Annotated in this window: 9 protein-coding genes; 3 read left to right on the top strand and 6 right to left on the bottom strand. The window is 61.2% G+C overall.

Annotated elements, in window-relative coordinates; translation table 11 throughout:
* Window positions 1-35: 35 nt before the first annotated feature.
* The 6 genes from D8Z78_RS15955 to D8Z78_RS15930 all read right to left on the bottom strand — a co-directional run bounded on the left by D8Z78_RS15955 (window position 36) and on the right by D8Z78_RS15930 (window position 4,613).
* Complete coding sequence (locus D8Z78_RS15955; protein WP_128910806.1) at window positions 36-851, bottom strand: hypothetical protein; 816 nt, start codon at window positions 849-851, stop codon at window positions 36-38.
* Window positions 852-935: 84 nt separating this feature from the next.
* Entirely contained in the window at window positions 936-1,178 is a 243-nt protein-coding gene (locus D8Z78_RS15950; RefSeq protein ID WP_164932988.1) for an AAA family ATPase, read from the bottom strand.
* Window positions 1,171-1,392: a hypothetical protein gene (locus D8Z78_RS15945; protein ID WP_121633783.1), complete on the bottom strand. Its 222-nt coding sequence runs from the start codon at window positions 1,390-1,392 to the stop codon at window positions 1,171-1,173. The genes D8Z78_RS15950 and D8Z78_RS15945 overlap by 8 nt, the downstream gene beginning before the upstream one ends.
* Window positions 1,393-1,573: 181 nt before the next feature.
* The gene (locus tag D8Z78_RS24870; RefSeq protein WP_206169697.1) at window positions 1,574-1,804 is read right to left on the bottom strand and encodes a hypothetical protein; all 231 of its coding nucleotides are present in this window, start codon (window positions 1,802-1,804) and stop codon (window positions 1,574-1,576) included.
* 825 nt (window positions 1,805-2,629) lie between these two features.
* Window positions 2,630-4,078, bottom strand: coding sequence for an IMP dehydrogenase (guaB, locus tag D8Z78_RS15935; protein WP_121633779.1), 1,449 nt, complete (start codon window positions 4,076-4,078; stop codon window positions 2,630-2,632).
* Window positions 4,079-4,157: 79 nt separating this feature from the next.
* Window positions 4,158-4,613, bottom strand: coding sequence for a DM13 domain-containing protein (locus D8Z78_RS15930; RefSeq protein ID WP_240672150.1), 456 nt, complete (start codon window positions 4,611-4,613; stop codon window positions 4,158-4,160).
* A 137-nt stretch (window positions 4,614-4,750) separates the two neighbouring features.
* On the opposite strand from D8Z78_RS15930, the gene speB reads away from it, so the two are divergent.
* The 3 genes from speB to D8Z78_RS15915 all read left to right on the top strand — a co-directional run bounded on the left by speB (window position 4,751) and on the right by D8Z78_RS15915 (window position 9,168).
* A complete protein-coding gene (gene speB / locus D8Z78_RS15925) occupies window positions 4,751-5,704 on the top strand; it encodes an agmatinase (RefSeq protein WP_121633775.1) in 954 nt (317 codons plus the stop codon).
* Between the two features lie 133 nt (window positions 5,705-5,837).
* Window positions 5,838-6,986 (top strand): CaiB/BaiF CoA transferase family protein, encoded by a 1,149-nt coding sequence (locus tag D8Z78_RS15920; RefSeq protein WP_121633773.1) that lies wholly within the window; start codon window positions 5,838-5,840, stop codon window positions 6,984-6,986.
* A 145-nt stretch (window positions 6,987-7,131) separates the two neighbouring features.
* Complete coding sequence (locus D8Z78_RS15915; RefSeq protein ID WP_121633771.1) at window positions 7,132-9,168, top strand: ASKHA domain-containing protein; 2,037 nt, start codon at window positions 7,132-7,134, stop codon at window positions 9,166-9,168.
* The last annotated feature ends 19 nt before the right edge of the window (window positions 9,169-9,187 follow it).

Below are 9,187 nucleotides of genomic sequence, written 5' to 3'. Positions count from 1 at the left end.
TGGAAAAGCCCCGTCGCTTTCGAGAGAAAAGTGGCCTAAACGAGCACCTGGGGCGGCACGAAAACGAGACAGGTCCACTCCATGATGGTTTTTGTGTTAAGGCCGACGGTTATCACGGTCTCGACAAGTGCATCCTTGAGCGTGCCTGCTTCATCGAGCTGCTGCTGCAACGCCTCTAACGCTTCAAGGCGCTTACCGACCTCTTCTTGGAGTTGGGCAAGCTCATAGGGCAACAAACAAAACGGGCACTGCGGATCGGTAAAGACTTCGTCGTCCAGGACGGCCTTGCCGCGCGTTAGAAAGTCACTGAGCCGAAGCTTGTTGACGTTTTCGCTCTCTTTAGCGAGGGCGTTGTAGTTATACATAAATGCCGTGGCATCACCGGAGAGTTGATCAATGTCCGCGACCAGCTCACTGCAAGCCTTTTCAAGCTGCGCGAGTCGTTCTGCCAGTCGAATCTTTTCTTCACTGCTGCCCTGTCCCCGAAGCTCTTCTAAAGCCTCGATGTAGGACTCTTCGTCAGTAACTTCTGCCTTAAGTTCAAATGGCTTCATGACCGTGGCGGCCACTCCGTAAAACTCTTTTCTGTTAGGAACAACCTGCTCTACTTCCGCAATCATCCCGGACTGAAGACGCTGAATCTGCTGTTTTGCGGCCGTGTATTCAGTTTCTTTTTCGAGCTGGTTCTTTGTTTGCAAAAGGGCGTTTCTAAACTTCGTGATTTCGCTATAGCCGATAATATCGGCAATAGCCTCACGCTTCCCGCTCTTTGTTTTGTCAAGAAATTTAACAATATCGGCATGTCTGAGAATGATATTGTCATCTTTCAGATCTGCAACAAGCTGCTCCACATTGTCATTGGCAAAGGTTGCTGAGGTCTTCAGCGCGTCTGAGAGCGCTTTGGTTCCGTTGCGGTCATTGCCGTCAAAAACCAGTTACACAGAGCTGGGCTTGTCGTCGGCGAGCACATTGCGCAGCGAGTCCTGCTTGCAGTCCTCCCGCCACAGGTGGTCCACGCGGTCATGGATGAACCACTCAAGCGCATCTGTAATAGTGCTCTTGCCCGACGCGTTCTCACCGAAGATCGCAACGCTCTTCATTTTCTTCGAAAAGTCGAGGGGCAGGTCGAAACGTGCGCCGCGAAAACGCGAGACGGTGATCTTGCGAACTTTAGTCATCACCTGCCTCCTCTGTGCTCGCCGCATCAGACTTGAGTGCGGCCTTGCGCGCCTCTTCCAGCTTTCGCAGCAGCTTGACCTTGCTTAGATCATCATTTTTCCGAAGTTTGCTGACAGCGGCCACAGTGTCGGCGTCGAGAGATTCGTCCTTAGCCAGGGTGTCAAGGAACTCGGTAATGACCTCGGATGCTGTCTTGATGTTTTCGGTGGTCAAGGCCTATCCCCTTGTTTATTATTAAAAAATGAGAATATTATTCATACAAACCTACACTCTTAACGAGCAAGAGATCAAGTTTGTTCGCGGTGTTGCGGGCATCTACTTCATCTATTTGACCGAAAGTGAAATCGCGTATCCCTTCGCAAACTCAAAGCTGATTTACATTGGGATGAGCGAGTCAAAACAAAACAGCCTCTTCAAGAGGCTTGGCGGCCATTTGTCCGGCCAATCCGGAAACATGGGGATTAGCAACTACGCAAAGACGCAGAGGGTGAAGTTTACGTACTACTCTGCAGAAGTTCTCAGGAACTACGGAAATGAGAACCTCTTTGACATTGAAAGCTTCTTCTTGAGCGATTTTCTCAATCACTATGGTTGCTTCCCCATTTGCAATGGCCAGTCTGGTCACAAGCCGTCTGAACATTCGAATCCTATCGCGGCGGACGTTGATTGGTCGTTCTTCAACTGAGGTATGTCACAGTCTTGCGTCAGATCGAGCGTTCAGATCTTTGTCGACTGTGTCGAGAAGCGTCAAAAATTTCGGTGTGTTTGGCCGAAGCAGGCTTTGCTTCTGCAAAGCATGCTTCGATTCATAGTCCGCTTTTCAGTATGTCTCCGGCCCACAGCGCAGCGGCAGCGAAGGTCCGGTCTCCCGCCCCCTGTGTCAGTCGCGCGGATCTGACTGCTTGGACCTGATGAACTGCGCCTACTGCCAGAAACCATCGATTGGGTTGGTTCCCTGAGAGATGGGTGCACGATCAACCGGAGGAGAGTTCAGGGGGGACTTAAGAGGCCGGGAAGAGCAAGCGGATCAGTTTACATAGTCTTCGCAACCTATTGATCTTCCTTGGGGTGATTTGGTGCTGGTTTATAAAGAAATGCAATTTTTTCAATGCGTATCGGCGGATTGCAAATCCGTCGGCATTCGCCGGAGACCCGCAGCGCCTGAGTCACGTTGGAAACAAACCGCACTTACGCATAGCAGCAATCGGAAAAGCTTCGTCATTGCTCATGTTCGAGTTCGGGTCTGGGGACAACTATCCCTCGGCAGCCCTTACCTAAGGCAGAATTTCACTGTTCATCCTACCTGTTCCTGTGTGGCCAGATTTGCATCTATCGCCGGAACGCTTGCATCTACTTTGCATCTAAAGTGGGCGACAGTTCCCGGTACGTTCCGACACTTGGCGATACTACGGGTTCAGCGCTGAAGCGCTGAACCCCTTATTTTATTGGCTCACCCGATCCGGTAGTTCGGGCTTTCGCGGGTGATCTGCACGTCGTGGACGTGGCTTTCCGACAGGCCCGCGCCGGTGATCTTGACGAAGGTGCAGTTGTGGCGCATCTCCTCGACCGTCGCGTTGCCGGTGTAGCCCATCGCCGCGCGCAGACCGCCCACAAGCTGGTGGATGACGGTTCCAGCGGGGCCTTTGTAAGGCACCTGCCCCTCGATCCCCTCGGGCACAAGCTTGTCGCTGGCCGCGTCCTTCTGGAAATAGCGGTCGGCGGAGCCGCGCGCCATGGCGCCAAGCGAGCCCATGCCGCGATAGGCCTTGAAGGTCCGGCCTTGGTACAGGATCACTTCGCCGGGGGACTCATCGGTTCCGGCGATCATGCTGCCGACCATCGCGCAGGACGCCCCCGCCGCAATCGCCTTGGCAAAATCGCCCGAGAACTTGATGCCGCCATCGGCAATGACCGGCACGTCACCGGCGGCCTTGGCGCAATCCATGATCGCGGTCAGCTGCGGCACGCCGACACCGGCGACCATGCGCGTGGTGCAGATCGACCCCGGCCCGATGCCGACCTTGACCGCATCCGCGCCCGCGTCGATCAGCGCGCGGGTGGCATCCGCCGTGGCGACGTTGCCCGCGATGATCTGGATCTCGTTCGACAGGCGCTTGGCGCGGGTCACGGCCTCCAGCACACCCGCGCTGTGCCCGTGGGCCGTATCGACGACGAGGATATCTACCCCGGTATCGACCAGCGCCTCGGACCGTTCAAAGCCCGCGTCGCCCACGCCCGAGGCGGCGGCAACGCGCAACCGGCCCAGCTTGTCCTTGCAGGCAGAGGGATTGACCACCGCTTTTTCGGTATCCTTCAGCGTCAGCAGGCCGGTCAGCTTGCCGCTCTGGTCGGTCACCAGAAGCTTTTCGATCCGGCGTTCGCGCATCAGATCGATGGCCTGATCGCGATTGGCGGGTTCGGTCAGGATGGCGAGGTTTTCATGCGTCATCATCACCCGCACCGGCGTTTCGTCCTTTTGCGCGAACCGCATATCGCGGTTGGTGACGATGCCGACGACCCGGTGGTTCTCATCGACCACGGGAAAACCGGTGAAGCCATAGCGTTCCGTCAGCGCCTTGGCATCGGCCAGCGTCTGGTCCGGCGTCAGGGTGACGGGGTTGTAGACGATGCCCGATTCAAACCGCTTGACCCGGCGCACTTCGCGCGATTGCTGTTCGACATTCAGGTTCTTGTGGATCACCCCAATGCCGCCAGCCTGCGCCATGGTGATCGCCATGCGGCTTTCGGTGACGGTGTCCATCGCCGAGGACAGAAGCGGGATGTTCAAGTCGATGCTTTTGGTCACGCGGGTGCGCGTGTCCGCCGTCGAGGGCAGCACGCTGCTTGCTGCGGGAACAAGCAAAACATCATCGAAGGTCAGGGCCTCGCGAATCTCCATGGGGGCGCTCCTTGGGAGGGGATCGGTTGGCACGTCCCTATTGCACGGATGTCCGACAGGGGAAAGGGGCAAAGCCCCGTCAGCGATACTGCGCCGCAGTGATGAATTCGCCGAAGGCTTCGCACCAGACCAGCACGGTATTGTATCGCGTCAGGTCGACGCCCTCGGGCAGGTCCAGCACGAAGCCGGAAAAGCTTTTGACATCGCCGATGCGCAGGGCCTGCGGACGCAGCCCCTCGAACCCCGCCTCGTCCTCGACGAAGGTGGGCAGCAGGTACAGCTTGTAATCCGGCCCCGGCGCCAGCTTGCCCTCGTGGACGATCTGCGTGTCGGTCAGGCTGATGCGTCCCTCGCCCCAATGCAGGAAATCGCTGCCAGCGAGATCGCGGGTGAACTCTGCGGAAAAGGCTGCGCCTTGCGCGCGCTCCTGCAACATCGCGGCGTCGGGCGCGGGCGGCGCGGTCAGGATCGGCAGGGCATAGATCCCCAGCGCAAAGCCCAAGGCCACCGCCGCGCTATGCGAAATGAAAAGCATGAATTTGCGCATGGTCCAGCCCCTTCTTCGGCCAATGAGCTGCTGAAACTCTGCCCCAGCCGTATCGCTGCGACAAGCGTCTTGCACCGCCCCGGCGCTTGGCCCTAGCGTGCCGCACACCGAACGGAGACACGATCATGCATGGCTACCAGTCCGGCAGGCTGAACCTGCCCTTTACCGGCATCTGCACCTTTGCCAAGGCGCCTCATGTGGCGGATTGGGACGCGCTGGACTGTGACGTCGCCGTCCTTGGCGCGCCTTTTGATGCGGGGACGCAGTGGCGGGCGGGCGCACGCTTTGGGCCGCGCGGGGTGCGCGAGGCCTCGACCCTGTTCAGCTTTGGCCATGCGGGGGCCTATGACCACGAGGATGACGTGACCTATCTGGACGGCGTGCGGATCGTCGATATGGGGGATGCGGATATCGTCCATACCGATACGCTGAAAAGCCACGCCAATATCCGCGCCGGTGTCGAGGCCGCGTTGAAGGCAGGCGCCCTGCCCGTCACCATCGGCGGGGACCACTCGATCAACATTCCCTGCATCGAAGCCTATGAGGGCCACGCGCCGTTTCACGTGCTCCAGATCGATGCCCATCTGGATTTCGTGGATGAACGCCACGGTGTGACGCGTGGGCACGGCAACCCGATGCGCCGCGCGGCGGAAAAAGACTGGGTCAGCGGGCTGACGCAACTGGGCATCCGCAATGTCAGTTCCACCGCGAAAGAAGGGTACGACGACGCCCGCGCCCGTGGCTCGGACATCCTGTCGGTACGGCAAGTGCGCAAGCTGGGGCCGAAGGCCACCGCCGCGCGCATTCCTGCGGGCGCGCCGGTCTACATCACCATCGACATCGACGCCTTCTGCCCCTCCATCGCGCCGGGGACCGGCACGCCGTCGCATGGCGGGTTCCTGTATTACGAGGTGCTGGAAATCCTGCAGAATGTAGCCCGGCATCACGACATCATCGGCATCGATCTGGTCGAGGTGGCCCCGGATTACGATCCAACCGGCTCCACCTCGATCCTGGCTGCACAAGTGTTGATGAACCTCCTTGGCTTCATCTTCCATGCGCGCGCTGCCGCCAAATAGCGCAACAGCCCCGAGGCCGGGACCATGTCTCGGCCCCCAAATGCAGTTTCCCGCCGAAACACCGATCGCCTCTTGCCGTCACGCGCGCGTCACGGTCTTGTGCCAGCACAGCAGCACAAGACCCGGAGCCCCCATGACCGCCCCCCTTGCAGGCTATACCATCCTCGACCTGACCCACGTGCTGGCCGGTCCCTTCTGCACCATGACCCTCGCGGATATGGGCGCCACCGTAGTCAAGGTCGAAAACCCCGTTGGCGGCGACGACACCCGCGCCTTTCCGCCCTTCAAGGACGGCAAATCCGCCTATTTCGCCGCGATCAATCACGGCAAGAAAAGCATCGCCCTGAACCTGAAATCCGAGGCCGACCGCATCACCTTCGAAAAGCTGCTGAAGCGCGCCGACGTGCTGGTGGAAAACTATCGCCCCGGCGTGATGGAGCGTCTGGGCTATGGCTGGGACGTGCTGCATCAGGACTTTCCGCACCTGATCTACGGGGCCGTGTCGGGCTTTGGCCATACCGGTCCGGATTCGAAACGCCCCGCCTATGACATGGTCGTACAGGCGCGTGGCGGCGTGATGTCGATCACCGGCGAGAAGGGCCGCGAACCGGTGCGGGTCGGGGCCTCAATCGGTGACATCGTCGCGGGCATGTTCCTGTGCCAGGGCATTCTGGCGGCCTTGGTGGACCGTGCAAAAACCGGCAAGGGCCGCAAGATCGACGTGTCGATGCTCGACAGCCAGTTGGCCATCCTCGAACACGCGGTCGCCCTGACCACGGTGACCGGCAAGGCGCCCGGCCCGTCCGGCGCCCGGCACCCGTCGATCACGCCGTTCGAGAACTTCCACGCCAGCGACGGGTTGTTCGTGATCGCCGCAGGCAATGACAAGCTGTTCGAGAAGCTGTGTATCGCGCTGAACCTGCCGCTGTCGGACGATCCGCGCTTTGCCACCAACCCGGCGCGCTGCGACAATGCCCGCCTGCTCAAACGCCTGATCGAGGCGGTGACGCTGGGCGATACGCGCGCGCACTGGATTGCAAAGCTGACAGCCGCCGGTATCCCAACGGGTCCGATCCAGTCGGTGGATCAGGTGTTGAAGGACCCGCAGATCCTCGCCCGGAACATGGTCGTCGACGTGCTCGACCGCAACGGGCGGCAAGCCTACAAGGCCGCGGGCAACCCGATCAAGATGACCGACGCCCCCGATCCGACGACCCGCAAACCCGCGCCCGATCTGGATGGCAACCGCGGCGAGATCCTGCGCTGGTTGGACGAGGCATAGCGACGTGCAAGGCCCTTCGAAGGCGCTTGGTCCAAGGCGCTTCGAAGCGCCTTGCGCCGCGCCGCGACGCAAACATGTCGCAGCACGGCTTTCCTTCCCCGAAGGGAACGCTATTGTCGCGCGGAAACGCGAACACAGGCAGGCCATGACCCAAGATCCGCTCGTAATCTTCACCCCGTCCGGCAAGCGCGGACGGTTCCCGGCAGGCACACCCGTTCTGACCGCCGCGCGGCAGCTGGGCGTCGATCTCGACTCGGTTTGCGGCGGGCGTGGCATCTGCTCGAAATGCCAGATCACCCCGTCCTACGGCGATTTCTCGAAACACGGGGTTCATGTGGCCGAGGACGCCCTGTCCGAATGGAACAAGGTGGAGCAACGCTATCAGGATAAGCGCGGCTTGAAACCCGGGCGCCGTCTGGGCTGTCAGGCGACGATCCAGCGCGATGTTGTCATCGACGTGCCCCCCGAAAGCCAAGTCCACCGGCAGGTGGTCCGCAAGGCCGCCAGCGCCCGGGTCATCGAGATGGACCCGGCCACGCGGCTTTATTACATCGAAGTCGACGAGCCCGACATGCACGAGCCCACGGGCGATCTGGAACGCATCGCCCGGGCGCTCAAGGCCCAGTGGGATATCCCCGAGATATCCACAGACTTTTCCACACTTGGCAAATTGCAACCAATTCTCCGCAAAGGCGATTGGAAAATCACCGTCGCCTTGCACAAAGCCGACAATTCAGCGCCCAAGCTGATCGCCGCTTGGCCCGGCCTGCACGAGGGCGGGATTTATGGCCTTGCCATCGACCTCGGCTCCACCACCGTCGCTGCGCACCTGACCAATCTCGACACCGGCGAGGTCATCGCATCCAGCGGCATCATGAACCCGCAGATCCGCTTCGGCGAGGATCTGATGAGCCGCGTCTCCTATTCGATGATGAACCCCGGCGGCGACAAGGAAATGACGCGCGCCGTGCGCGAGGCCATCGATGCGCTGGCGCTGGACATCGCCAAGGAGGCCGGGATCGAGCCCGCGCTGATCCTTGAGACGGTGTTTGTCTGCAACCCGGTCATGCATCACCTGCTCTTGGGCATCGACCCGGTCGAGTTGGGGCAAGCGCCCTTTGCGCTGGCCACCTCGGACTCCATGACGCTGACCGCGACCGAACTGGGGCTGACCGCCATTCCCGGTGCGGCGCAGATCTACGTCCTGCCCTGCATCGCCGGTCACGTGGGTGCCGATGCCGCCGCCGTCGCCCTGTCCGAGGAACCCGGCAAGTCCGACGACCTTGCCCTGATCATCGACGTGGGCACCAATGCCGAAATCCTGCTGGGCGACAAGAGCGGCGTTCTGGCCTGTTCCTCGCCCACCGGCCCGGCCTTCGAGGGGGCGCAGATCAGTTCCGGCCAGCGCGCCGCCCCCGGCGCGATCGAGGCGATCCGCATCGACCCGGAAACCAAGGAACCGCGCTTCCGCGTGATCGGATGTGACCTGTGGTCGAACGAGGACGGCTTTGCCAAGGCGACCGCCCAGACCGGCATCACCGGCATCTGCGGCTCGGGCATCATCGAGGCGGTGGCAGAGATGCGGATGGCTGGCCTTGTCGACCCGTCCGGCCTGATCGGCTCGGCCCAGGCCACCGGCACCGCGCGCTCCATCCCCGAGGGCCGCACCCATTCCTATGTGATCCACGACGCCACCGCCGAGGGCGGCCCGCTCATCACCGTGACCCAGGGCGACATCCGCGCCATCCAACTGGCGAAATCCGCGCTTTATGCGGGCGCGCGGCTGTTGATGGACCAGCGCGAGGTCGATCAGGTCGACCGCGTGGTGTTGGCGGGCGCGTTCGGCGCGCATATCTCGCCGCTGCACGCCATGGTGCTGGGCATGATCCCCGACGTGCCCTTGGACAAGGTCACCAGCGCCGGCAACGCCGCGGGCACCGGCGCGCGCATTGCCCTGTGTAATGTCGCCGCCCGGCGCGAGATCGAGCGTGTCGTGCGCCAGATCACCAAGGTCGAGACGGCGATCGAGCCGAAGTTTCAGGAACACTTCGTCAACGCGAACGCCATCCCGCATGCCACCGATCCCTTCCCGATCCTGAACGCGCAGGTCACCCTGCCGAATGTCAGCTTCAACACCGGCGGCGGGGATGAGGGCGGGCGGCGCAGACGCCGTCGCGGCTGACCTCACGAAAGCGTGATGC

This window comes from Tropicibacter alexandrii (assembly GCF_003667315.2).
GTDB lineage: Bacteria > Pseudomonadota > Alphaproteobacteria > Rhodobacterales > Rhodobacteraceae > Tropicibacter > Tropicibacter alexandrii.
This window is presented reverse-complemented; position numbering and strand designations above follow the sequence as displayed.

Excerpts from the sequence above, each read along its gene's own strand:
- D8Z78_RS15950 (WP_164932988.1), bottom strand. The coding sequence starts at position 1,178 with ATGACTAAAGTTCGCAAGATCACCGTCTCGCGTTTTCGCGGCGCACGT.
- guaB (WP_121633779.1), bottom strand. The coding sequence starts at position 4,078 with ATGGAGATTCGCGAGGCCCTGACCTTCGATGATGTTTTGCTTGTTCCC.
- D8Z78_RS15930 (WP_240672150.1), bottom strand. The coding sequence starts at position 4,613 with ATGCTTTTCATTTCGCATAGCGCGGCGGTGGCCTTGGGCTTTGCGCTG.
- speB (WP_121633775.1), top strand. The coding sequence starts at position 4,751 with ATGCATGGCTACCAGTCCGGCAGGCTGAACCTGCCCTTTACCGGCATC.
- D8Z78_RS15920 (WP_121633773.1), top strand. The coding sequence starts at position 5,838 with ATGACCGCCCCCCTTGCAGGCTATACCATCCTCGACCTGACCCACGTG.
- D8Z78_RS15915 (WP_121633771.1), top strand. The coding sequence starts at position 7,132 with ATGACCCAAGATCCGCTCGTAATCTTCACCCCGTCCGGCAAGCGCGGA.